This is a genomic window from Streptomyces sp. NPDC020898 (genome assembly GCF_044333925.1).
In the GTDB taxonomy this organism is placed as follows: Bacteria; Actinomycetota; Actinomycetes; order Streptomycetales; family Streptomycetaceae; genus Streptomyces.
In genome coordinates, this window is the sequence record NZ_JBIRRV010000007.1 from 234,892 (window position 1) to 259,238 (window position 24,347).

Below are 24,347 nucleotides of genomic sequence, written 5' to 3' on the forward strand. Positions count from 1 at the left end.
TGCGGTGCCGGGCGGTCCGGCGCCGCACCCCGCCCCAGAGCCCAACTTCCGTATGGCACCCCGTAGAGCACAAGGAACTTCATGACCCTGATGGAACAGGCGACAGCCCTCCCGGCCCGGCAGACACTGCCGGCCGAGGAGCGCCACGCCGCCGAACTCGCCTTCCTCGCCGCCCACGACGACGGTCCGCGCCCGCCCCGCTGGGCGCTGACCCCGCGTGCCGTGGTCACCTTCATCTGCGGCAGCGGTGGCGAGAGCCTGCACCTGCCAAAACCGCATGAGACGTTGCCCGCGCGACTGGCCATAGCCCCCAAGTTCGTCGGCGAACGCGCCCTGGTGGAACGCTGCGTGGTCACCCTCGCCGGTGAGCGCGGCCTGCTGCTGGTCGGCGAACCGGGCACCGCCAAGTCGATGCTCTCCGAGCTGCTGGCCGCCGCCGTCAGCGGCACCAGCGCCCTCACCGTGCAGGGCACCGCCGGCACGACGGAGGACGCGTTCCGCTACGGCTGGAACTACGCCCTGCTGCTCGCCCAGGGGCCCACCCCGCAGGCCCTCGTGGCCTCCCCGGTGCTGACCGCCATGCGCGGCGGGCAGGTCGCCCGGATCGAGGAGATCACCCGCTGCCTGCCCGAGGTGCAGGACGCCCTGGTGTCGATCCTGTCCGACCGGCGCCTGAGCGTGCCCGAACTCGCGGGCACACCCGACGCGTTGGTCCCCGCCGTACCCGGCTTCAGTGTCATCGCCACCGCCAACCTCCGTGACCGGGGCGTCTCCGAGATGTCCGCCGCCCTCAAGCGGCGCTTCAACTTCGAGACCGTCCACCCCATCGCCGACGCCGACGCCGAGACCGCTCTCGTGCGCGGTCAGGCCACCGCCGCCGTCCAGCGGGCCGGTGCCGCCTTCGGTGTGGACGACGCCGTACTGGACGCGCTGGTCACCGTCTTCCGCGACCTGCGCTCCGGCCGCTCGGCGGAAGGCTGGGACGTCGAGCGGCCCGGCACGGTGATGTCCACGGCCGAGGCCGTGCAGGTCGCCGCCTCCCTGGGCCTGGCCGCCGCCTACCTCCCCGCCGGGGACCTCCTCGACCTCGTACCCGGGCATCTCCTCGGCGTCGTACGCAAGGACGACCCCGCCGACCACGGGCGCCTGCTCGGCTACTGGGACGGCCCGGTCCGCCGCCGCGCCGAGGACGGCTCCGCCCTGTGGCGCCGCCTCTGGGACCTGCGGGAGAACCTGCGTTGACCGTCGACCAGGCGGCGGTGACCGCCGCGCCGCCGAGGACATCCGTCGCCGACCCCCGGGAGGCGGTGGCAGCACTCGCGGCCTCCGTCCGGCCGTACCTTCTCGGCGTACGCCATCACAGCCCCGCGCTGGCCTGGGCCGTGCCCGCCCTGCTGGACGCGGCCGGGGCCGAGGTGGTGTGCGTCGAGCTGCCGGCCGACTTCCAGCGGTGGCTGCCGCATCTCGCCGACCCGCGCGCCGTCGCACCGCTGGCCGTCGCCGGCGCCCGCGAGGACGGCGGGCTCGCCTTCTACCCCTTCGCCGACTTCTCGCCGGAACTCGCCGCGATCCGCTGGGCCCGCGAGCGAGGGGCCGCCGTGCTGTGCTGCGACCTTCCGCTGGCCGACGCGGGCTGGTCAGCACCGACCGGTGCGGACCACGGCGAGGAGACCCCGGCGGCCCGCGCCGAACCCGCCTACGCCGATGGCCTCACCGCCGCCGGCACCGGACGCGACGGCGACGACCTCTGGGACCGCGCCGTCGAGGTCCTCGCCCCCGGCTGCACACCCGAAGCCGTCCGCCGCGCCGCCCTCGGCGTCGGCTGGGCCCTGCGCCAGGACGCGGCGGCCACCGGCGGCATCCCCGCCATCGACCTCGCCCGCGAAGCCCACATGCGCCGCGTCCTCACCGAGGCCACCGCCGGTGGCCGCCGCGTCGCAGCCGTCATCGGCGCCTTCCACGCCCCGGCCCTGGCCGGTGCGGACGCGACCGAGTCCGTCCCCCTCCCTGCTGGATCTGCTGGATCTGCCGGACGGGAAACCGACAGCCCGTCCCCCGGGCCCGTCGGGCGGGCGCCGGTCACCTCGCTGGTCCCGTACGCCTTCGATCTGCTGGACTCGCGCTCCGGGTATCCCGCCGGAATCCGCGACCCGCGCTGGCAGCAGGCGGTCCTCATGGCCGACGGTGATCCCGGCCGCGTGCGTGATGCCGCCGCCCGCGCGATCACCGGGCTGTGCCGGGAGATGCGCGCTGCCGGGCACACCGCGGGCACGGGCGAGGCCACCGAGACCCTGCGGCTGGCCTGCGACCTCGCCAGGTTGCGCGGCCTGCCCGCACCCGGCCGGGGAGAGCTGCTGGAGGCGGTGACCACCGTGCTCGGCCAGGGCGAACCCCTGGGCCGGGGCCGGGCACTGGCCCGCGCGCTCGAAACGGTGCTGGTCGGTGCCGAGCGGGGACGGATCGCGCCCGGGACCCCCCGGTCGGGTCTTGGCCCGTCGGTGGAGGCGGAGCTGGCCGCGCTGCGGCTGCCGGGCCCGGACAGCGCGGAACCCCGTGAAATGCGCCTCGACCCATTGCGGTCCGCACTCGACGGCGGCCGGGAGATCCTGCTCCAGCGGCTCAAGGTGTGCGGCGTCGGATACGGCGAGCCGGTCGCCGTGACCGGTACGGGGGACGCGTCCGCCCTCACCACACGATGGCGGCTGGCCTGGACCCCGTCCGTGCCGGCGCGGCTCGACCTGGCGGGCGTACGCGGTGTCGACGCCGCCCAGGCCGCCGCCGGAACCCTGCGCGAGACGTACCGTCGCGAGACGGCCGACGGCGGAGCCACCTGCGCACAGCTCCTGAGCGGGCTGCGCGACGCGGCCCGGTGCGACCTGCCCGATCTGGTCGCCGACCGCTTTGCCGAGGGCGCCGTCGTCCTGCCCTCCGCCGCCACCCTCCCCGAACTGCTGGACGCCCTCGACCTGTTGGAGGCGCTGCGCCAGGGCCATCTGCCCGGCACCACGCCCAAGGGGCGCGGGCAGGCCGCCGAGTTGGCCGTCACCCTGCTCGAAGCCGCCGTGAGGGCACTGCCCGGACTGGCCGGCAGCGACGATCCGCAGGACGCCGCCGCGCTGGTCGACCTGGCGGCCAGGGCCGGCGAACACCGTCTCGGGCTGCGGATGGACGACGCCCTGGGCACACTCGCACGCACCGGCTCCCCGCTCGTCCAGGGGGCCGCGTCGGCGGCCAGGGTCCTGCTCGACCTCGACGGCCCCGACGCCCTCGGCGCCCGGGCCGCGGGCTGGGTCGACACCGCGACCGGCCCGGACGGCCGCCACCGCCTGGCGCGCCTGCTCACCGGCCTGCTCAGCGCCGCCGGACCGCTGCTCCAGGCGGCCCCCGCCGCCCTCGCGCCCCTGCTGGACCGCGTCGACGCACTCACCGACCAGGCCTTCCTGGACCGCCTGCCCGCCCTGCGCGGGGGCTTCGACACGCTCTCCCCGGCGGCCCGCGACCGTCTGCTGCACACCATCACCGAACGCCTCGGCGACCGGCTCGACCTCACGCTGGCCGCCCCGCCCGAACTCCTCGCCCTGTGGACCGCCGCCGACACCGCCGGGCTCGCCGCACTCAACGCCTTGGGCCTGCTGTTCCCGGCGGACGGCGTGCCCGGTACCGACGGCTCAGCCCGTCGGGTGGCTCAGGGGGCCCTGGACACGGCCCCGGACACGGCCCTGGACACGTCCGAAGGAGCACGCGGATCGGCGCACCCGCCCGAGACCGCCGTGACAGCACCCGAGCACACCGAGCCGGAAACCGCGAAGGGAACACCGGCTGACGCCGGGCCCGCCGTCACACAACCCGCGATCCCAGCCGCCGTCGCAACGGCACCCGGGGCTGTGGCCGTCCCGGCAGGGACGGGGGACGAGCCGGCCGTTGCGACGGCGACCACTACGCCGGCCGCCGACGCAACGGCACCGGCAGCCGCAGCGGAGTCGCGCCTCATCCCCGCCGACCGTTGGCGGCTGTTGCTCGGCCGGGAGACCGACCGGCTCCCCGCCGGCGCCCGCCGTTACGCGCACGCCCTCGACGAGTTGTACGGGGCCGGGCGCGGCGAGGGCGCCGCCGACCTCGGGGACGGAACCGGCGGTGGCCAGGAGGGGGCCTTCCCCACCGCTCGCGAATGGGCCGAGGAACTCGACGCCCTGTTCGGGGACGAGGTCCGGGAGGAGGTCCTCGGCAGGGCCGCCGGCACGGGCCGCACCGACGTACTCACCCAGCTCGACCCGGACTCCGTACGCCCCTCCGTGGAACTGCTGGCCTCCGTCCTCTCCCTCGCCGGAGGTATGCCCGAGCAGCAACTCGCCCGGCTCCGGCCGCTCGTACGCCGCCTGGTCGACGAACTCGCCCGCGAACTCGCCACCCGGCTGCGCCCCGCCCTGACCGGCCTCGCCACCCCGCGCCCGACCCGCCGTCCCGGTGGCCGGCTCGATCTGCCCCGCACCCTGCGGGCCAACCTCGCCCGCACCCGCCGGCTCGACGACGGCCGGCTCGTCGTCGTTCCCGAACAGCCGGTCTTCAGCACCCGGTCCCGGCGCGAGGCCGACTGGCGGCTGATCCTCGTGGTCGACGTGTCCGGCTCGATGGAGGCCTCCGTCATCTGGTCGGCGCTGACCGCGGCCGTGCTGGGCGGCGTACCCACCCTCTCCACCCACTTCCTCACCTTCTCCAACCGCGTGATCGATCTGACGGACCAGGTCACCGACCCCCTGTCGCTCCTCCTGGAGGTACGGGTCGGCGGCGGCACCCACATCGCGGCCGGCCTCGCGCACGCCCGCTCGCTGGTGACGGTGCCCAGCCGCACCCTCGTGGTCGTCGTCAGCGACTTCGAGGAGGGGTATCCGCTGGGCGGCCTGCTCGGAGAGGTACGTTCGCTGGCCTCGTCCGGCGTCCACCTGATGGGCTGCGCCGCCCTGGACGACACCGGAGCCCCGCGCTACTCGGTGCCCGTCGCCCAGCAACTCGTCGCGGCCGGAATGCCCGTGGCCGCCCTCAGCCCCCTCGCCCTCGCCCGCTGGGTCGGCGACCGCCTCCGCGGAGAACCCCGATGAACGAGCAACTCCCGCCCGTCACCCCGGATGTGGTGGCCGCCGCCGTGGAGAACCTGACCTCCCGGCTGCGCAAGAAGCTGGACGCGGCGATCGAGCAGTACGCCGCCGTGGGCGCCACGGTCGACGGCGACACCGTCTCCGTCAGCTGCGGCGAGGACGCCGTGGTCACCCTGACGCCCGGCCCCTCCGGTACGGTCACCACCGCCGACCAGGCCCACTGCACCTGCCTGCTCGCGCCCCGCTGCCTGCACCGGGCGGCAGTCCTGGGCGCCTGCCCGGTGGCGGACACGGAGGTCACAGCGGCAGCGGAGGCCACGGCGGCGGGGAGCGCGGCCACATCCGCGCCCGAGCCCGTCGCGGCGGCCCCGGAATCCCCCGCGCCGGTGACCGCCACGCTCACCGCGGCCCAGATCACCGCGGCATCCGCCCTGTGGTCGGCCGCCGCGGCGGTCCTCGCCGCCGGGGTGCCCGCCGCCGGAGCGGTGCCCCAGGCCGAGTTGCTGCGGGCCGCCCACACGGCCCGGCTGGCCGGCCTGCACCGGGCCGAGGCCGCCGCCGTGCGCGTCGTACGCGGTCTGCGTAGTGCCCGTGCCCGGCACGACGGCCATCGCCTGGCCGACCTGGCCGCCGCGCTGCGCGAACTCCTGCTCACCACCCGCCTGTTGGCGGCGGCCCACCCCGACCCGGACCTGATCGGCACCTCTCGCCGCGGCTACCGGCCGGGCGAAGGCGGCCTGCGCGTCCACGGGGTCTGCCGCGAGCCGGTGATCAGCGCCACGGGTTACGGCGGCGTGGTCACCCACCTCGTCACCGACGACGGCCGCTGGTTCTCCGTCGCCGACGTCAAACCCGGCGGCCCGGCCCGCGCCCGGGGCGCCGCCACGGCTCCCGTCTCCCTCGGCCCGGCCGCACTCGACCACGCCCAACTCGCGCGCGGCGGCCTGCTGATCACCGGGGCCACCGTCTCCCCGGACGGCCGCCTCGGCTCCGGCAAGGGCGTCCGGGCCACCCCCCTGACCGGCGTCCCCTGGTCGTCGGAACCTCTGTCCGCCCTGTTCGCCCGCCCGCTCGCCGAGACCGTCGCCGAACGGCTCGCCACGGACCCCGGCCGGGACGGGCGGACCGGCGAGCCGATCGGCTGCGACCTGGTCGTCGTCGGCGCCTTCGGCGACCGCCTCCTGGCCCGCGAACTGTCGGCCGCCACCGGCCCCCTCATCCACCTGGCCGCCGCCAACGCCCACCCCGACCTCGCCCACACCGCCAACCTGCGCCGGCTCGCCTCCCGCCCCGGCCTCCGCATACGCGTGATCGGCCGGCTCGACCCCGACCGGGCCGCCACCCTGCACCCGCTCGCCGTCGGCCCGGTACCCGGCGCCGAAGCGACACTCCGGCTGCCTCCGGAGTGGCTGGACCGCGCCGATCTCGGCTATGACCGCATCCAAGGCGCGCACCTTCCGCCCCCCGACGCCGGTCCGCCCGCCGAAGCACCCACACCGTCCCCGCCCGACCCCCTGGCCGACTCACCGCTGTGGCGGGTGCGGCGGCTGGTCGAACTGGCTGTCGCCGGAGGCCGCCGTGCGGTCGCCGAGCCCGCCCGCAGCGGCGACCTCGGCCGCGACACGGCTTCCCTGCGCCGTACGGGACTCCGCACCGCCGCCGACCTGGCCACGGCACTGACCGCGGCGGCCGACCGCCGCACCCGTGACGTCTTCGGCCGCCTCGACGAAGCCGACCCCGACCACTACGCGTCGGCCTGGCTCGCCGCGGCGGTCCATCTGGCGAGCACTGAACGGGTTCTGATCCAAGCCACCTGGCATGCTGCCCGCCCGGAAGCGTCGGAGGCATCGGTGATATCAGCTACCCGGGCATGACGCCGTGGATGCGGGAGAGGGTGAAGACACGTTCGTCGTCGCGCAGGTGGCACCAGGCGTAGAGGTAGGGCGGGTCGAAGTCGATCTCGCTGAGGGTGCGTACGGTGCGGTTGCCCGAGGCGGCGACGTACTCGATGGTGATGGCCAGTCCCTCGTTGATGGCGTGGGCCAGTTGACGGACGTCGGCGAAGGACAGCAGGTGCGCGTACCCGGCGATGATCTCCTCGGTGTCGCTGCCGAAGGGGACTCCGTTGTACGGATCGGGCGCCGATGCGATGGGCGGTGCGGCCAGCAGCGTGGCGGCCAGCGCGCTCACGTCGACGACCGCCGGGGACCGCTTCGCCTGTGCCCTCGTGCCGCCGGGCGGACGTGGGTGCGGCACCGGGGCGGCGGCACGAGGGCTCCGGTTCTGTTCGACACGTACGGTCCCGTCGGCGGCCTCGGCGACGGGGGCATAGCCCTCGGCCCGGAGCGCGGCGAGGGTTGTGTCGAGCGGGGTCCGGCTGATGAGAACCGTTGGGGCCAGTTGTCGTAGGCCGAGGCCTGCGAGCTTTCGGTGGGCGGCGAGTTCGGCGAGGAGGGCGGGTTCTTCGCCGTGGATCACACAGGCCGCGGAGGTGACGCGCATGCGGCCGTGGCTGCGCGCGGTGTCGTGGATCAGATACGACAGCGGCTGTGGGAGGGCACCGACGGCGACGGCGGCCAGGTCGGCCGCGATCGCGTCGGGTGTGCGGCCGGAGTCCAGGGCGCGGCGGATACTGCCCGGGCCGAACCGCCACACCGACGCCGTGCCTCCGGCTTCCCTGTCCGCGACGGCGTCCAGCAGCTCGGCGAGGTGGGCGGATGGTGTGCCGGTGACGACGGCCGTGAGGTCGGCGCCGAAGCGGGCGGCCCTGGTGGCCGTCGGCAGCAGGTGCTGGCAGGCCGCGGCCAGGGCTTTCGTGTCGTCGGCCCGCACGGCGGCACCGATGCGGGACAGAGCGCCGCGGGCGATGAATCCGAGCAGTTCGGCTTCGCGGACCAGCGTCGCGAACGGCCCGGTGTCCTGCGGGAGTTGATGGGCGAGCGGGCGATACCAGGCGACCGGCGGCCCCAGTTCCGCGGTGCTCTTCGCTGCCTGGTCCGCCGGGAGGTGCGCTGCGGCGGTGAGGAGTCCGTCCCGCGCCTGCGCACAGCCTTCGCAGGGCGGTGTTCCGGCGAGTGCGGGCAGCGCCTTGCCGTCCTCGTCGCGAGCCTGGGACGGGGTCGACGGCAGCGTCCGCCACGACTTGAGCAGCACAGTGAGCTGCTCCGCCGGTTCTCGCCGCGCCCAGCCGTCGTAGCCGTCCGTCGCCACGACCTGAGCACCGTCCCGGACCAACAACCCGGCGGCGTACGCCGTTTCCAGGACGAGGCGTACGACGATGTCGTCGCACCGCGCCGCCTTGGCGACCCGGGACAGCTCACGTGCGCCGACCCCGCCGGACTTCAACCGGGCCGGCGGAGCGGCGGAGCACACCGTCAGGACCGATGCGGCGTGGGCGGCGAACGCCGTGGCGGTGGCCGCCGCCTCCCGGTCCACGTCCGCCTGGGTGATGGGCGTGGTCCGTACTTCGGGCGGAGCCGGCGAGAACGGTGCATGCCAGTCGTCCCCCCGCAGCGCGAGCGCCACCTCGGCGGGCATACGGGCGGGTCCGTAGCCGTGCCGGTCCTGTATCAGCAGTCCCCGTTCCAGCGCCCAGCGCGCCTCCGGCCCGGAGTCGGGCCGTGACACCCCGAGGACGACGAACTCCGCCTGCGAGCCGGGGAGTCCGGTCTCGTCACTCGCTCGCCGCTCCAGCAGGTCCCGGGTGGCCGCGGGTGCCCCCGCCACCAGCGCGGTGACCCGCTCCGGATCACTGTGGTGAGCCACGAGAGCCGCCAGCCGCTGCCGCTTGGTGCCGGCCGGGGACCGGACGCCCAGGGTCGCCAGCATCCGGCGCAGTTCCTCGGAGGTCGTGTCCGCCAGCAGCCGGACCAGCGGCGCGTCCAGTCCCAGCGGCGCGTCCCACGCCTCCTGCAACGGCGCCGCCATGTGCAACAGCCCCTCACCGTCCGGCCACACCAGCGCGTGATCGGTCAGCGCCCCAAGTGCCGCGTCCAGGCCCCGAGCGCCCTCTGGTCCGGTCGCGCCCAGCAGATCCGCCAGTGCGGCACGCGAAGCCGGCCCCAGCGCCGCCAGCGCCTCGACCACCTGGAGGTGCGGCCGTGCGAGCCGGGGCAGCACGAGCGCCACCGACGCCGGGCGTTGAAGGCGGTCCGCCAGTTCGCCGAGCGACCGTGGCTCCGGTGGCGCCACGGCATCCGGGCGAGCTGCGAGGACTCGCTCCAACTGCCGGGATTCGGGACCGCTCAGCCACATGGCCAGGGTGGATCCGCCGGGCGTAGCGATGGGGGCACCTCACGAGAACGAGCACCGATGGCAACCGGACCGTGACCGGTCCTGCGCAGGACACCACCAGAATGACGCATCGCGAAGGGCGGTTGCGTTCGCCGACGAGAGAATCCCACTTCCGTGTGACGGCTGGGGATTTCCCTCCACGGACCGGCTCTCGCGGAGTCCGGGGCCGGGACATCCGTGAAACTACGTAATGCGCGCAACGCCCCTTTCGCTGCTGTGCCCGGGCAATCATGCTGTGCCCGTGTCCACGAACAAGAGAGTCAAGGCTTTCCACTGGGAGATGTACCGCCCCAGCGACCGCGTAGGGAAGGGCGACTTGGGCGCCTACGTCTTCGGCACGCTGCTCCACGTCTTCTTCGTGTTCGCGGCGTACGTCATGAAGCCGCTGGGAGGCCTGTTCGTGGGTGGTGTGTTCGCGGCTTTCTGGGGCGGCATCCTGGTGCCGCCGTGGCTACGCAACATCCGCTCCATCGTGGCGGCCGACATCCGGCCGGGCCCACCGCCGGTGCTGGTCCTGCAGCGGCGCCACGGCCCGGTGATCACTCATCCCCTCGGCGCGGTGACCGCACTGCGTCCGCTCACCGTCGGGTACCGATCCGCGGAGGGTGGCAGCGGCGACAGCATCCTGGAGCTGCGGGTGGGCCGCAGGGTCTACCGCACCCGGGCGGGGTTCGACCGGCCTGGGCACGAGGTCCAGCTGCTGGCGGACGCGTTGCGCCGGGTCTGCCCCCAGCTGGTGGTCCACAAGCACGAGGACCGGACGACCTCGGTGTCGGACAGCGAGTGAGTGGAATTACGCAACCGGATACGTAATCGGCGTCCCTTTCGTCCTCACCGGCCGTGGGCGTCGTAGGCGTCGGCTACGGTCCGGTGTCATGCCTGGAACAGACGATGCTCTCCTTGACGCGGTCGACCCCGCGCACGGCGCTCAGCCCCTTGAGCAAGTAGCGAGGATCCGCGCCCTGTTGGCCGAGGGCGCTGATGTGTCGGCGCGCGATGGGCAGGACGCCACCCCGTTGCACCGGGCGGTCCGGGCCCCGTACCAGGACGGGGATCCGCTGCCCTCGCTGGAGGTCGTACGTGCTCTGCTGGAGTCGGGTGCGGATGTGCACGCCCGCGACCGTGCCGGAGTGACACCCGCCGGCCGGGCCGTCCTGCTCAACGACACCGCGCAGCAAGCCGCCGTCGACCGGTCGGTGGCGGTGCTGGAGCTTCTGGTCGAGCACGGCGCCCGCCTCGACGGACCCTGCGGGGACGTCATGGGTGGTTCGTTCGCGCACCGCAGCACCACCGCCACCCAGGTCTACGCCTTCCTGCTCGACCACGGCGCGTCGATGACGGACACCGACAGCCTCGGCAACTCCCCCCTGCACGCCACGGTGAGTTCGGCCCGGCCCCAGCTGGTGGAACTCCTGCTCCAGCACGGCGCCGACACCGCTGCCGTCAACCACCTCGGACAGACCCCGCTGGGCATCGCCCTGCACCTGAACCAGAACAACGACCATCAGCGACACGCCCGGTCGCAGATCGTGCCGATGCTGGAAGCGGCAGGGGCACCCGCACACGTCCGCTACCCCCTCACCGAGGGCGGACCGGTCCCCATCGACATGGATGCCGTCCGCCGGGCCGCGGCGGAACTACGCGCCGAGGGCTGGGACGACCCCGGCCTGCAACGGAACGTGGACGACACGTACGACAGCTACCAGCACTTCGTGGCCGCGCTGAACCGCAACTGGCGCTCCGACAGTTTCGCGTGGGTACTGGAGCTCTGCCGGAGAGGACTCGGCGACACGGGAACAGCCCGGACCCTGGTGGGCGAGCAGGAACTGCGCGCTCCGTTCTTCCACCATGGCGACCTCGTCGTCAAGGGGCACCTTCAGGTGGTGTGCCCCTTCGTGGTCACCGGCTCCGTGACCGTCGAGGGCTGTCTGGCGGACTCGGGCCCGGACTCGGGTGTCGCCATCGGCGGACACCTGACGGCCCAGGCGGTGTACACCGACGGCGACATGCATGTCGGCGGCGACATCGAGGCGGACATCGTCTACGGCTACTACAACGACCACACCCTTGAGGCACGCACCATCCGGGGACGCCTGGTCATCGCGGACGACCACGATGTGCAGGCCACCGTGGAAGCGGAGCACCACTTCGGTATCGACGACTACCGGCAGGGGTACGGCGAGGGCGTCCAGGAGCACCTGCGCACCATCCTGGTGGACGAGGTGTTCGCCAAGGACGACGACGATGACGAAGAACAGCTGGACAAGGGCGCACTCTTCGCCCGCCTGTGGGAAGGAAAGGCGGTCTTCCGTCCCACAGGCTCGTACAGCTGACAGATCACCCGAAGTACTGCGTGATCCTGGTCCGCAGAGTGGGCATGCCGGAGGCGACGGATTTCGGGCGGTTCGCTCGGAGTTGACGCCAGACGTACTTCGGGCAGGGGCCCTTGGGTCTGGTCTCGGTGAACTTCCCGTAGGGCACCAGGCGTGGCGGGAGGCCGATCTCGACCCAGTGGTCCTTGCCGGAGCTGAAGTCCCAGCCGTCGTTGGGCATGCCGATGTGGTCGTCCCGGCTGTCCTTGTTCTGGCTGGTGATCTGGAGGACTTCGACGTGGCGGAATCGGGCTCTCATGACCACGCAGTAGTGGGGAAGCTCGCCGTCGGACTCACGGAAGGGCACCACGGCGTGCCAGATCTCGCCCGCGTCCGGGCGGCGTCGGCCGCCGTTGAGACCACCGTTGTGCCACCAGCGAAGCGCCAGTGGGCAGAGAAACGCGGTGAGCCCGGCGGCCCCGCCCAGGGCCAGTGCACGGGAGTGCCAGTCCGGTGAGTCGAACCGTGCCTCGGCCCCCACCACGGCGGCCTGGCTGAGTGCGAGCACGACGGCCGTACGGGCCGGGAAGACCCATCCTGGGGCGCGACGTATCCGGCCCATGAACGCGGCCACCCCCGCGGCGGCGGCGACGGGCGCGCCGTACACGAGCGCGTGTTGTCCGAAGCCGCGCAGCTGCAGCGGCGGTTCCTGGGATGCCATCAGGTCGACCACGGTGAACGGCAGCACCAGGAGGGAGCCGACGGCGGACCACAAGGTCAGCAACAGGTAACCCCTGACTGCCATCCCCGTGCAGGACGTGTTGGTGCGACGAGCCACCGGATCCCCTCTTCCCTATGGATGTGAACGACCATGATCGCTTCGCGGGAGCGGTGTCGGATCCGTGGAACTACGTATGCGGTTACGTAGTTCCACCGGTGCCCTCGGAGCGAGCGCTTGGAAGTGTTGTCGTTCGTCGGCATGAGCGTGCCGGGGCCAGATGGAACGAGAGCGGGTGGATGGTGCGAGTGCGGCATGCTGCGGCGGCTGTGTCGGTGCTTTCGATGATGTCGCTGCTGGCCGCGTGCGGTGGTGGGACCGAGGAACCGGGCGGCGCGACGCAGCAGTCGACCGCCCGGGGGGCCGAGTCGCCGTCGGCGTCGGCGGAAGTGGAAGCAGCGGCCGACGCGGAGAGCGAGCAGCCCCGGCCGCCGGCGAAGGCGCTGAGCGAGGCTCAGTTGCAGGCCGCCGTCCTGGTCGACACGGATCTGAACGGGTTTCAGATGTCCGAGGAGATGGGGGGCATGCCTGCTCCCGAGGGCGTCGCGCAGCGGGTGTCCCCGGCCAAGTGCCAGCCGCTTCTGAACATGGCCGTGGGCAAGCTCGAGCCGCGGGCGAAGGCGTTCCGGTACAGCGTGGCCGTGAGCATGCCGGCGTCGGGGCAGACCGCCGACCAGACCGGGGTGGAGATCAAGCTCTTCGCCCTCGATCAGGCCGGTGCGGAGCAGATCCTCGCCAAACTCCGGACAGCGGCGACGGGTTGTGGCGGGTACGACAACGGTGGGCACCAGGCTGTCGCGGCAGCCGACGCTCCCGACTCGGGCGACGAAGCGGTGTCGTACAGGACGACCGCGCAGGGCTCTGTCCCGATCTGGACCACGGTGGTACGCAGTGGTGCCACCGTCATGGCCTTCGGACACTATGCCGCCGAGATGCCGGACGAGGTGTTGTCCGCACAGGTCTCCAAGGTCGAGAAGGTGGCAGCGGGCTGAGCATCCCGGGCACCAGCGTCTCCGCGCGAACCGGCCGAGGTGGTGGGCAGGGGGCGTCCGTGAAGTCACGCAATCGGATACGTAAGATCATCTGATGCGCGGGGCTCGGTACGGCGGGCTGCCATGGGCAGTGAGGTGGAGACGTGATTCCGCTGGTGAGCCGAACGGCTGAGCTGGATCGCCTGGACGCGGTGCTCGACCGGACGCTCGACCAGGACTGCGGTTCGACCGTCGTGGACCTTGCCGGCGCCGCGGGCATCGGCAAGAGCCGGCTCATGGCCGAGTTCTGCCGACGGGCGCGGGCCCGGGGAATGACCGTGCTGCACGGCCGGGCCACCGAGTACGAACAGCACATCCCGTACCAGCCGTTCAGCGACGCCCTGGCCGACCATGACGTGGCCCTTGCGGATCCTGGTGCCGGGGCCGGGCGCCAGGGCAACCGGTTCGGGCTGCACCGAACCGTCGTGAAGCTGCTCGCCGACATCGCCGGTACCGGTCCCGACGCCGGTACCGGGACCGGCCGCCGCCCACGCCGCCGGGGGCTCGTCGTGGCCCTGGACGACCTGCACTGGGCGGACCCGGCGTCCCTGGAACTCCTCGACCACCTCGTCCGGCATCCCCCGTACGCCCCGGTCGTGATCGTCGTGGCCCGCCGCGACCGCCAGACCGCGACCTCTCTCACCGCCGCGCTCACCCGGGGCATCGACCTGGGTACGGTGCTCCGGCTGGACCTCGGACCACTCGCCGAGCACGCGTGTCTCGAGGTCCTGGCCCCCGAGGTGGCCCCCGGCCTGCCGCCCGGCCGGGCCGCCGAACTGTACGCCGCCAGCGACGGCAATCCCCTGTACTTCCTCGCCCTTCTGCAGGCGGGACGCGCCGGACAGGCCGGGCAGCCCCGAGGGCACGGCGCCCCGCAGCCCTCGGCCGGGCTCGGCTCCCTCCTGCTGGACGAACTGACACCGCTCACCGCGGCCCAGCGCCGCACCGCCGAGGTGGTGGCCGTCCTGGGAGACCATGGCACCGCCGCTCTGCTGGCCGTGGTGACCGGGCGGGACGAGGCCGGAGTCGACGCGGACCTTGATGCGCTGGCCCGCCGCGATGTGCTGCGTCCCGGCCCCGGCGGGCGGTGGACGTTGCGCCATCCGGTGCTGAGGACGCTCGTCCACGAGAGCATCGCCCCCCAGGAGCGCGTCCGTATCCACCGCCTCGCCGCAGCCGGACTGGCCGACGCCGGCGCCCCCGCCACCGAGCGCGCCCACCACGTCGAGCGGTCGCTGACCGGCTGGGACCCGGAGGCCGTCGCCGTACTGTCCGAGGCGGCCGGACGATCCGCCTCCACCGCCCCCGCGAGCAGCGCCCACTGGCTGGGCGTCGCGCTCGCGAACCTCCCCGACCACCCGCGGCACACCTCGCTGCGCCGCGATCTGATGCTGCGCCGGGCCCAGGCCCTGGGTGTGTGCGGAGGGCTTCGGGAGAGCCGGGACCTGCTGCACCAGGTGATCGCCATGTCGCCGCCGGGTGAGGCGGACGCGACCGGCGTACGGACCTCTGCCGTCACGCTCTGCGCCGTGATGGAACGTCACCTCGGGCGCTACGCCGAGGCGGTCGCGCTCCTGCGCCGTGAGCTCTCCCGAGTCCCGGGCCCGGCCCCTGCGGACGCCGTCGAACTCGGCCTGGAACTGGGTTCGTCCGCGCCGCACTCCACCGCCTACCCGCAGGTACGCGCCGACGTGGCCCGCACCCTCGACCTGGCCCGCTCGTCGGGCGACGAGGTCGCCGAGGCCATGGCGCTCGCGATCATGGCCCTCGGGGAGACGTACGAAGGTGAGATGTCCGCCGCCCGGGAGGCCACCGACCGGGCGGCGGCCCTGGTCGACGCCCTGACCGATCACGACCTCGCGAGTCTCTGCGAGGCGCTCGTCCGCCTCGGCTGGGCAGAGGCGTTCCTGGAGCGGTACGCCGATGCCGAACGGCACGCCGACCGCGGCCTGGCCATCGCCCGGCGCGGCGGCCTGCTCTACGTCCTGCCGCATCTGCTGCTGTGCAAGGCGCAGGTCCACATCCAGACCCTTCGGCTCGACTCGGCCGTGGAACTGGCCGACGAGGCGGAGACCATCGCCCGTGGCATCGGCAGCGACGAGCTCCTGGCCTTCGTGCTGGCCAACAAGGCCTACGCCCTGACCTACGCGGTGCCGCCGGAGGACCGCACCGCGCTGACGGTGGCCGAGGAAGCCGTCGCCGCGGCAGGTATGGGCACCAGTTGGTGGGCCTCGATCGCCTGGTGCCTGCTCGCACATGCCGTCGTGCTCACCGGCGACATGCCGCGCGCCCGGAGCGCAGTTCTCCGTGCCGGGGGTGACGACCTGAGCGGACTCCAGCCGTCCATGCGCCCACTCATCATGGAAATCCTCGTCGTCTCCGCCGTCGCCGCAGGCGAGACGGACGCGGCCAGGAACTGGGCGGAGCGTGCCCGTAGGGAGGCGGACCAGCTGGGCTTGCCGACTCAGCAGGCCGCGGCGCTGCGCAGCACCGCCCACTGTCTTCTCGCCGACGGCGACCTGGCGGCGGCTGCCGAACTGGTCGAGGAGGCCGCGGCGAAAACAGCCCGCCAGGGAACGGTCCTGTGGGAGACGTTCAGCCTGCTGCTCGGCGCTCCCCTGACCGCGGCCGCCGGTCACCCGGACCGGGCCCGAGCCATGTGGACACGCGCCCGGCAACTCGCCGCGGCCGGCGGTGCGCTTCAACTGACCGGCCTGGCGGACGCCTTGCGCCCAGCCGTGTACGACACACCGGCAACCGCGGCCGACGACGGACCTGCCGCCGTGGCCCCGTCCCCTTCCCTTTCCGTGTCCCTGTCCCCGCGTGAACGTGAGATCGCCGCCCTCGTCGCCGAAGGCCTGACCACCCCCACCATCGCCGCCCGGCTCTACCTCAGTCCCCGTACGGTCGAGTCGCATCTCAGCCGCATCTACCGCAAGACCGGGGTCACTTCACGAGCCGCTCTCGCCGTGCTGCAGATCCGGTCCGAACTGGGCGGCCAGGACCCCGGCGCGGGAAACGCGCCCAACCCACGAGGAGACGGCTGAACAACTGGGGCCCCACCACGCGTACCTGATCACGGCGGCAGTTCGGACCGCCGAGGACGGTGGACGGCACCTCCGGAACGAAGGAGCACACCATGAAGGCGACCGCGCAGATCGGCGTCACGGGCCTGGCGGTGATGGGCCGGAATCTGGCCCGGAACTTCGCCCGGCACGGTTACACGGTGGCCCTCCACAATCGGACGCCCGCGAGGACCAAGGCGCTGGTCGAGGATTTCGGGCACGAGGGCGACTTCGTGCCGGCGGAGACGGCCGAGCAGTTCGTGGCGGCCCTGGAGCGGCCCCGGCGGGTCATGATCATGGTGCAGGCAGGGGCGGCCACCGATGCGGTGGTCGACGAGTTCGCCGCGCTCCTGGAACCCGGCGACATGATCATCGACGGCGGCAACGCCCACTTCACCGACACCCGCCGCCGGGAACAGGCGCTGCGCGGGCTCGGTATCCACTTCGTGGGGGTAGGTGTCTCGGGCGGCGAGGAGGGCGCGCTGAACGGGCCGAGCATCATGCCGGGCGGCTCTGTGGCGTCGTACGCCGCGCTCGGGCCGATGTTCGAGACGATCAGTGCCAAGGTGGACGGCGAGCCCTGTGTCACCCATGTCGGCACGGACGGCGCCGGGCACTTCGTGAAGATGGTGCACAACGGCATCGAGTACGCCGACATGCAGCTGATCGGCGAGGCCTATCACCTGCTGCGCCAGGTCGGCGGTTACGAACCGGCGCGGATCGCCGAGGTGTTCCGGCAGTGGAACAAGGGGCGCCTCGACTCCTACCTGATGGAGATCACCGCCGAGGTGCTCGCCCACACCGACGCCGCCACCGGCAGACCCTTCGTGGATGTCGTGGCCGACGCCGCCGGCCAGAAGGGCACCGGCCAGTGGACCGTACGGTCCGCCCTGGACCTCGGTTCCCCGGTCACCGCCATCGCCCAGGCCACGTTCGCCCGCGCCGCCTCGGGCCAGAGCGCCCTGCGCGCCGCCTACCGCGAGCTGCCCGGCGGCACCAGCTGGGACCTCACCGCGTACGAGGCGGAGCGCTTCGCCTGTCTGGTCGAGCACGCCTTGTACGCGTCGAAGCTCATCGCCTACGACCAGGGCTGGAAGCTGATCCTGGACGCGTCGGCCGCGTACGGCTGGGACATCGACCTCGGCGCGATCGCCAGGATCTGGCGCGGCGGCTGCATCGTCCGGGCCGCGTTCCTCGACCGGATACGGGCCGCCTACGCCGCCGATCCCTGCCGGGTCACCCTGCTCACCGAGGAGGGCTTCGCGGCCGAGATCACCGACTCCCAGGTGCCCTGGCGCGAGGTCGTCGCCACGGCCGCCCGGCACGGCGTACCGGTCCCGGCGTTCTCCGCCGCCCTGTCGTACTACGACACCCTGCGCACGGAGCGCCTCCCGGCCGCCCTCACCCAGGGCCAGCGCGACTACTTCGGCGCCCACACCTACCGGCGCACCGACCGTGAGGGTCGCTTCCACACCCTCTGGGAGCGGCCCGACCGGAGCGAGACCGAGGTGATCTGACCTGGGCCGGGGCCTCGTGAGCGCGGTGCTGCCGGGCTCACGAAGGACCCGTACCTTCGCGTCGCGTGTGTCAGGTCGTGCTCGTGCAACTGCTTCCGTTCAGGGTGAAGTCGAACGGGACCGCGTTGCTGTCCTGCCGGCTGGCGAGGAAGCCGACGGAGACCGTGCCGCCGGCCGCGACCACTCTGTTGTAGTCGGCGCCCGTGGCGGTGACGCGGGCGCCGTCCTGGGAGAAGCTCGCGTCCCACATCTGGCCGACCCGCTGGCCGTCGCGGAAGCTCCAGGCGAAGCTCCAGCCGTCGAGGGCCTTCGCGGAGGTGAAGCTGATGGTGGCCTGGAAGCCGTCGGGCCACTCGTTGACGAGGTCGAACTCGACCTGGCAGGTCACCGGGGCGCTCTCGTCGGGACCCGGCTCCGTCGTCCGGCCGCGCGCGGTCGACGAGGAGGTGCCCTGCGGCCCCGGGTCGGGTCTGCCGGAGGAGGCCGGGGACGAGCCTGTGTCCGACGGCTGGGGGGACTCGGACGGCGTGGAGACCGCGGGGACCGTGGACGGCAGGACGGGCGCCGGGTCCATCACGGGCTGCCCGTCGGTCGTGCCGCCCTTCGCGGAGACGTCGTTGCCGGAGCCGTCGAAGGGCATCAGTGACACCGTGAGTGCCAGTGCGGAGACGATGACGGCCGAGACCAGGATCGCCGTCCGGCCGATGCGCGGGCGGAACTCCCCGATGGTGAGACCGGTGTCGATGCCCGCTTCCGAACGCCCGCCCAGCAGACCCGCCTCGGCGGCGCGGCGGCGCCGTTCCAGGTAGGCGAGCCCGCCCCAGCCGATGACGCCGCCGGCGAGAGCGACGGACAGTCCGCTGCTTCCGCCGTGCAGGCGCAGACAGGCGGCGGCCTCCGAGCACTCCACGCAGGTCGCGAGGTGCCAGGAGAGATCCTCGGGGGTGTCGGTGCCCGGCGAGCGGGTGACCGCGTCGAGGAGCCGGGCGAAGGCGCGGCAGTCGCTGCTCAACGGGGTGTCGAGGAGGTTGCGCTGGCACCGGTCTCTGAACAGGCTCTGCACCTGGGCGAGTTCCTCGGCGGCGCGCTCCGGGTCGAGGCCGAGCCGGCGGGCCACCTGGGGCAGCGGCAGCGACTCCACCTCGGCCAGCCAGAGCAGGGCCGCGTCCGGTTCCTGCATGTCGCGCAGGGCGCGCAGGGCGAGCGGGCGGCGCAGCGGCGGTCCGACGTACCGTGCGGCCTTGTCGGAGTTGAGCCACAGCCGCAGGTCGGGGTCGAGATGGTTGCCGTGGCCGGTCTCCTCCCAGGAGGCGGCGGTGCTGCGAACTGCCGCCAGCAGCAGGGGGATCCAGGGCAGGCGGGGTATTCGGCGCCCGGTGTTGCGCGCTCCGAACTCGGCGGCCCGGGCGGCGTGGATACCGTGCGTGAACGCCTCGGCGGCCAGCTCGGCGCCGGCGGACGAGCCGGACGTGCACAGGTCGGCGTACGAGAGGACCGCGTCCCAGCACTCGGAGAACAGCGCTGCTTCGGCGGCGTCCTGAGGGGTCGGCAGATCTGGCATATGGGGGGACTCCAGCATCAACGGCTTGCACGCGCCAACGTCAAGGTCAACTGACCCCACGAGAAGGGGAGTTGGGGACCGTTTCGCAGAACGGAGCCCGAGCTTTTCACGTTCCCCACACAACTGACAAGCGACGTATCCACATGTCGCAACATGTCAACGCGGGCTCACCGTACGGTGGTCGCGGGGTGCGAAAAACGACCGGATTCGTTCCCCTGGAGTGCGACCACCGTCCCCCCGTACGGATCTCGGCGGTGTTCCGTTCAGATCTTCGGCGCGGGATCCCGGGCCGGCAGGCTGTCCATGAAGGAGCTGACGGAGAAGACGGCGCGGCCGGGGCCGGGTTCGCCGTAGCCGGGGGGCGAGTCGAGGCCGAACTCGTCCATCGTCCGGCGATACGCCTCCAACAGCCGGATGTGGTACTCGAGCGGCGCGCCCTGGGGATTGGCCTTGCCGAGCGGGGTGGTGATCTCGGGGCACCAGGTGGTGAAGCGGGGCGTGATGCCGTGCGACATGAAGAAGCGCAGGCCCTCGGTGGTGGAGGCGATCGCCTCGTCGACCGTCGTGAACCCGAAGGGCTCCGCCATCTCCACGCCCGCGACGAAGTTGGGGATCACGTTGCGTGCGCCGAAGACGTCCGCCGAGTCGAGGATGCGCTTGTGCCACTCGTCGCGGCCGACGTAACGCTCCTTGCCGGGGCAGTACATCTTGAAGAGGTACTCGTCCCACACCTCGTAGTTGGGGTGGTAGATCTGCACGCCGTAGTCCTTGAAGCGCTGTACGTCGTCCTTCGGCAGCGCCTGGGCGACGACCTTGCCGATCCAGCGGCCCGGGAAGTGCTCCTCGATGGCCTTGGCGTACATGCCGTAGAAGTCTGCCTCGTCACGGCCCTGGAGCTTGGAGGTGATCGCGCCGCCGGTGAGGGTGTAGGCGGTGGAGGCCTTCGCCGTGTCGTAGCGGTCGATGATCTCCAGGGCTTCCAGGACCTCGTCGACATCCTTCACGCCCGTGTAGGGCCGCCCTGCCGCCTTCTGCTGGCGCCAGTTGTGGTTGATGTCGCAGTACTGGCACTCCTCCTTGGCGCCGAAGTACTGGCAGACCCGGAAGACGGTCAGATAGATCAGGTAGCCCCACTGGATGGTGGGGGCGACCTCCATGACGGACTTCCCGTTGGCGAGCTTGTGCTTGTAGTACTCGGGCATCGGCGGCACACCGACGTCCGAGATCCGCTTGCCGTCGAGGTACAGCCCGAGCACGCCGTGCTCGTCGGCGGCCACGCGGTAGGGGGACGCCGGGTTCACCCGCACCGACACGACGGTCCGGCGCAGGTCGTACGGGCCGCCGGTGAGAATGATCTCCTCGGGCGGGCGTCGCAGCGCGGCCTCGCCCAGCTCGGGCAGGGTGCCGTGGTCGAAGGAGAAGATGAAGTACGACTTCGGCTTGACGTCGCCGCTCTCGTTGTCGCTGAGCGCGGACGGGTCGAAGGCGACCCCACCCCTGAGCAGGTCCTCTTTGAAGACGGCTTCCCGCGGTACGTGCGGAAAGCGCTCCATCAGATCCTCGACCAGCGCGGTGCGGCTGCCCATCCCGTGTCTCCTCCAGCTCCGGCGGTACTCCGGCGTTCGACTCCTCACGGTATGCCCCCGCCTGCGCGTCCATGGCCGCGGGGCACCCTCGGGCATGTCACACCCCGCTGCGTGAGAAGGTTCGACGCATCTGAGCGGAGGGACGGACCCCATGGCCGAGACGCTGACGAACTGGGCGGGCAACATCACCTACACGCCCAAGGAGCTGCACCGACCGCACTCCCTGGACGCCCTGCGGGCGCTCGTGGCTCAGAGCGCGAAGGTGCGGGTACTGGGCAGCGGGCACTCGTTCAACCAGATCGCCGAGCCGGGCGGCGACGGTGTCCTGCTCTCCCTGACCGCGCTGGGCCAGGAGATCGACGTCGACACGGCGGCCCGTACGGTACGGGTCGGGGGCGGCGTCCGGTACGCGGAGCTGGCCCGGGTCGTCCAGCGGCACGGGCTCGCGCTGCACAACATGGCGTCCCTCCCGCACATCTCCGTCGCGGGGTCGGTGGCGACCGGTACGCACGGTTCGGGGGTCGGCAACGGCCCGCTCTCCGCTGTCGTCCGCGAGGTCGAGCTGGTCACGGCGGACGGCGAGACCGTGACGATCACCCGGGGCGAGGACCGCTTCGACGGCGCCGTCACCTCCCTGGGCGCCCTGGGCGTCGTCACGGCGCTCACCCTGGACCTGGAGCCGGACTTCGAGGTCGAGCAGTACGTGTTCACCGAACTGCCCCTGGAGGGGCTGGACTTCGAGTCCGTGGCGGGCTCGGCGTACAGCGTGAGTCTGTTCACCGACTGGCGTGGGCCGGGCTTCGGGCAGGTGTGGCTGAAGCGGCGTACCGACCAGTTGCCGGTGGACTTCCCGTGGGCGGCGCCCGCCACCGAGGCGATGCACCCGGTGCCGGGGATGCCGGCCGTGAACTGCACCGAGCAGTTCGGGGTGCCGGGGCCGTGGCACGAGCGACTCCCCCACTTCCGGGCGGAGTTCACGCCGAGCAGCGGCGAGGAGCTCCAGTCGGAGTACCTGGTGCCGCGACCGTACGCCGTCGACGCCCTGCGCTCGCTCGACGCGATCCGTGACGTCATCGCGCCGGTGCTCCAGATCTGCGAGGTCCGGACGATCGCCGCCGACACCCAGTGGCTGAGCCCGGCGCAGGGGCGCGACAGCGTGGCGTTCCACTTCACCTGGGTGGCGGACACGGAGCTGGTGCTGCCCGTGGTGCGGCGGGTCGAGGCGGTGCTGAACCCGTTCGGCCCGCGCCCGCACTGGGGCAAGGTGTTCGCCGTACCGGCGGAGGTGGTGCGCGGACGGTATCCGCGGCTGGAGGACTTCAGGGCGCTGGCTGTGTCCCTGGACCCGTCGGCGAAGTTCACCAACGCCTTCGTACGGGAGGTGCTCGGTGACTGAACCCCTCCGCCGGGCGTGCTAGGTCCTGTCGTCACATTCCCGTCGTCCGCCCGGAGGGCGGGCCCTGCGGCGTCAGGTGCGTGCTCTCGGCGTGCCGGGCGCAGGCCCTCGTACTGGTTGTACGTGGGTCTGTGCCCGGTGCGGCGAGTGGGGGCCCCTCCCACGCCCTCAAGGCAGTGGGGGAGCGTGCATGGCGTCGCAGGGCAGACGGGAATGTGACGACAGGGCCTAGCTGCGGAGAGACTTTCTTCAGCCCCTTTCCTAACCCCTTGTCGAACCTCCCCCGCTGCCCATAGCCTTGCGCCGCGCCGGTGCCGTCGTGCTCCGGCGCGCTGTCTGCGCTGAGGTCTGCGCACGGTCGAGGGGGCAAGCCCGGTGGTGAAGCGCACGTCACGTGACATCCGCACCGCGAACCGCTACGAGGTGCTGCGCCAGATCATCGCCGCCTCGCCGACGTCCCGGCAGGAGCTGGCCGCCGCCACCGGGCTCAGCCTCGCCACGGTCGCCACGCTCGTCGGGGAGCTCCTCGACCTGCGGATGCTGACCGAGGTCGGTTTCGAGGACTCGGCGGGCGGGCGCCCGAGGGGCCTGGTGGCCGTCAACGCGGCGGGCGGGGCGCTGATCGGCGTCGACATCGCGGAGACGTACGTCCATGTCGAGCTGTTCGACCTGGCGCTGAACGTCCTGGCCCGCGCCGAGGAGGACGTCCGCCCCGGTGAGAGCCTCCCCGAGCAGGTGGTCGGCCATGTCGCCGCCGCCGTCGGCTCGGTGGTCATGCAGGCCGGGATCGAGGGCGCCCGGGTGCTCGGCGTCGGCGTGAGCGTGCCGGGGCAGGTGGACCGCGCGACCGGCATCGCGGAGTACGCGCCCAACTGGGACTGGCACGACGTGCCGCTGCTCGACCTGCTCACCGAGCACATCGCCTATCCCCTGTACCTGGACAACCCGCTGCGCGCCGGCGCGCTGGCCGAGCTCTGGTTCGGGGCCGCCCGCGGACGCGGCAACGCCGTGGTGGTCAACCTCGGGACCGGCGTGGGCGCCGGGCTGATCCTGGGCGGCGGGCTGCACCGGGGGGTGAGCAACAGCGCCGGCGAGTGGGGCCACACGACGGTCGTCCTGGACGGCCGGCTGTGCCGCTGCGGCAACCAGGGCTGCGTGGAGACGTATGTCGGCGCGCCCGGGATCATGCTGAACCTGCGGGAACTCAGCCCCGACAGCCTGATGTTGCACCCGGAGGACCAGACCGCCACCATCCACGCGCTGGCCCGGGGGATGGTCGAGCAGGACCCGGTGGCGGTCAAAGTCGTTCGCGACACCGCCCGTTACCTCGGTGCCGGCATCGCCACCCTGGTCAACATCCTCAACCCCGAAGTGATCGTGCTCAGCAGTTGGGTGGCTGCGGCCCTCGGTGAACCGCTGGTCGCCGAGGTGCGCGAGGCCGTCGCCCGGCACGCGCTGCCCCGGCCGTTGGCCGCCACCGAGATCGTCCTCTCCCCGATCTCCCCCGCCCCGGCGTGCCTGGGCGCCGCGACCTTCGCCCTCGAAGGCGCCCTGTCCTCGGTCACCCAGCGATCCCCCAGACCTATCCGTCCGATGCCGTTGAAATAGGACTGATCCGACCGTCAACCACCCCTGTGCGAACCACCGTTGAGGCGGTCCGCCGCTCGGTCGCGTCCGACATCCCGAACACTCCACAACGTTTCGAACGGGCTTCG

The 24,347-nt window shown here is 72.6% G+C and carries 14 protein-coding genes; 10 read left to right on the forward strand and 4 right to left on the reverse strand.

The window, feature by feature from the left end; all coding sequences use genetic code 11:
* Nucleotides 1–81: 81 nt before the first annotated feature.
* From ACH4TV_RS23545 to ACH4TV_RS23555, 3 genes are read left to right on the forward strand one after another with little or no spacing between them, the layout of a single operon-like run.
* Nucleotides 82–1,242: an AAA family ATPase gene (locus tag ACH4TV_RS23545; RefSeq protein WP_398401135.1), complete on the forward strand. Its 1,161-nt coding sequence runs from the start codon at nt 82–84 to the stop codon at nt 1,240–1,242.
* Nucleotides 1,239–5,096 carry a DUF5682 family protein gene (locus ACH4TV_RS23550; protein ID WP_398401137.1) on the forward strand — a complete coding sequence of 1,286 codons (3,858 nt, stop codon included), beginning with the start codon at nt 1,239–1,241 and terminating at the stop codon, nt 5,094–5,096. The genes ACH4TV_RS23545 and ACH4TV_RS23550 overlap by 4 nt, the downstream gene beginning before the upstream one ends.
* Entirely contained in the window at nt 5,093–6,967 is a 1,875-nt protein-coding gene (locus tag ACH4TV_RS23555; RefSeq protein WP_398401139.1) for a hypothetical protein, read from the forward strand. The genes ACH4TV_RS23550 and ACH4TV_RS23555 overlap by 4 nt, the downstream gene beginning before the upstream one ends.
* Here ACH4TV_RS23555 and ACH4TV_RS23560 read toward each other — a convergent pair.
* Complete coding sequence (locus tag ACH4TV_RS23560; protein ID WP_398401141.1) at nt 6,954–9,347, reverse strand: helicase-associated domain-containing protein; 2,394 nt, start codon at nt 9,345–9,347, stop codon at nt 6,954–6,956. The genes ACH4TV_RS23555 and ACH4TV_RS23560 overlap by 14 nt on opposite strands.
* A 280-nt stretch (nt 9,348–9,627) precedes the next feature.
* Here ACH4TV_RS23560 and ACH4TV_RS23565 point away from each other — a divergent pair, with 280 nt between their 5' ends.
* Together ACH4TV_RS23565 and ACH4TV_RS23570 are read left to right on the forward strand one after the other, a co-directional pair.
* Entirely contained in the window at nt 9,628–10,173 is a 546-nt protein-coding gene (locus tag ACH4TV_RS23565; protein WP_398401143.1) for a hypothetical protein, read from the forward strand.
* 88 nt (nt 10,174–10,261) lie between these two features.
* Nucleotides 10,262–11,719: a hypothetical protein gene (locus tag ACH4TV_RS23570; RefSeq protein ID WP_398401145.1), complete on the forward strand. Its 1,458-nt coding sequence runs from the start codon at nt 10,262–10,264 to the stop codon at nt 11,717–11,719.
* 4 nt (nt 11,720–11,723) lie between these two features.
* On the opposite strand, the gene ACH4TV_RS23575 is transcribed toward ACH4TV_RS23570, so the two are convergent.
* Nucleotides 11,724–12,536: a hypothetical protein gene (locus ACH4TV_RS23575; protein WP_398401147.1), complete on the reverse strand. Its 813-nt coding sequence runs from the start codon at nt 12,534–12,536 to the stop codon at nt 11,724–11,726.
* 209 nt (nt 12,537–12,745) lie between these two features.
* Between ACH4TV_RS23575 and ACH4TV_RS23580 the strand changes: the two genes are divergently transcribed.
* From ACH4TV_RS23580 to gndA, 3 genes are all read left to right on the forward strand, one after another.
* Nucleotides 12,746–13,468, forward strand: a complete 723-nt coding sequence (locus ACH4TV_RS23580) for a hypothetical protein (RefSeq protein WP_398401149.1) — start codon at nt 12,746–12,748, stop codon at nt 13,466–13,468.
* A gap of 155 nt (nt 13,469–13,623) precedes the next feature.
* Nucleotides 13,624–16,554: an AAA family ATPase gene (locus ACH4TV_RS23585; RefSeq protein ID WP_398401151.1), complete on the forward strand. Its 2,931-nt coding sequence runs from the start codon at nt 13,624–13,626 to the stop codon at nt 16,552–16,554.
* Between the two features lie 92 nt (nt 16,555–16,646).
* Nucleotides 16,647–18,089 carry an NADP-dependent phosphogluconate dehydrogenase gene (gene gndA / locus ACH4TV_RS23590; RefSeq protein WP_398401153.1) on the forward strand — a complete coding sequence of 481 codons (1,443 nt, stop codon included), beginning with the start codon at nt 16,647–16,649 and terminating at the stop codon, nt 18,087–18,089.
* 70 nt (nt 18,090–18,159) lie between these two features.
* Here gndA and ACH4TV_RS23595 read toward each other — a convergent pair whose 3' ends face one another.
* Both ACH4TV_RS23595 and ACH4TV_RS23600 read right to left on the reverse strand, forming a co-directional pair.
* Nucleotides 18,160–19,650 (reverse strand): cellulose binding domain-containing protein, encoded by a 1,491-nt coding sequence (locus ACH4TV_RS23595; RefSeq protein ID WP_398401154.1) that lies wholly within the window; start codon nt 19,648–19,650, stop codon nt 18,160–18,162.
* 263 nt (nt 19,651–19,913) lie between these two features.
* Nucleotides 19,914–21,236, reverse strand: coding sequence for a radical SAM protein (locus ACH4TV_RS23600; protein ID WP_398401155.1), 1,323 nt, complete (start codon nt 21,234–21,236; stop codon nt 19,914–19,916).
* A 151-nt stretch (nt 21,237–21,387) separates the two neighbouring features.
* Between ACH4TV_RS23600 and ACH4TV_RS23605 the strand changes: the two genes are divergently transcribed.
* Complete coding sequence (locus tag ACH4TV_RS23605) at nt 21,388–22,632, forward strand: FAD-binding protein (protein WP_398401156.1); 1,245 nt, start codon at nt 21,388–21,390, stop codon at nt 22,630–22,632.
* Nucleotides 22,633–23,010: 378 nt separating this feature from the next.
* Entirely contained in the window at nt 23,011–24,240 is a 1,230-nt protein-coding gene (locus ACH4TV_RS23610) for an ROK family protein (RefSeq protein ID WP_398401619.1), read from the forward strand.
* The last annotated feature ends 107 nt before the right edge of the window (nt 24,241–24,347 follow it).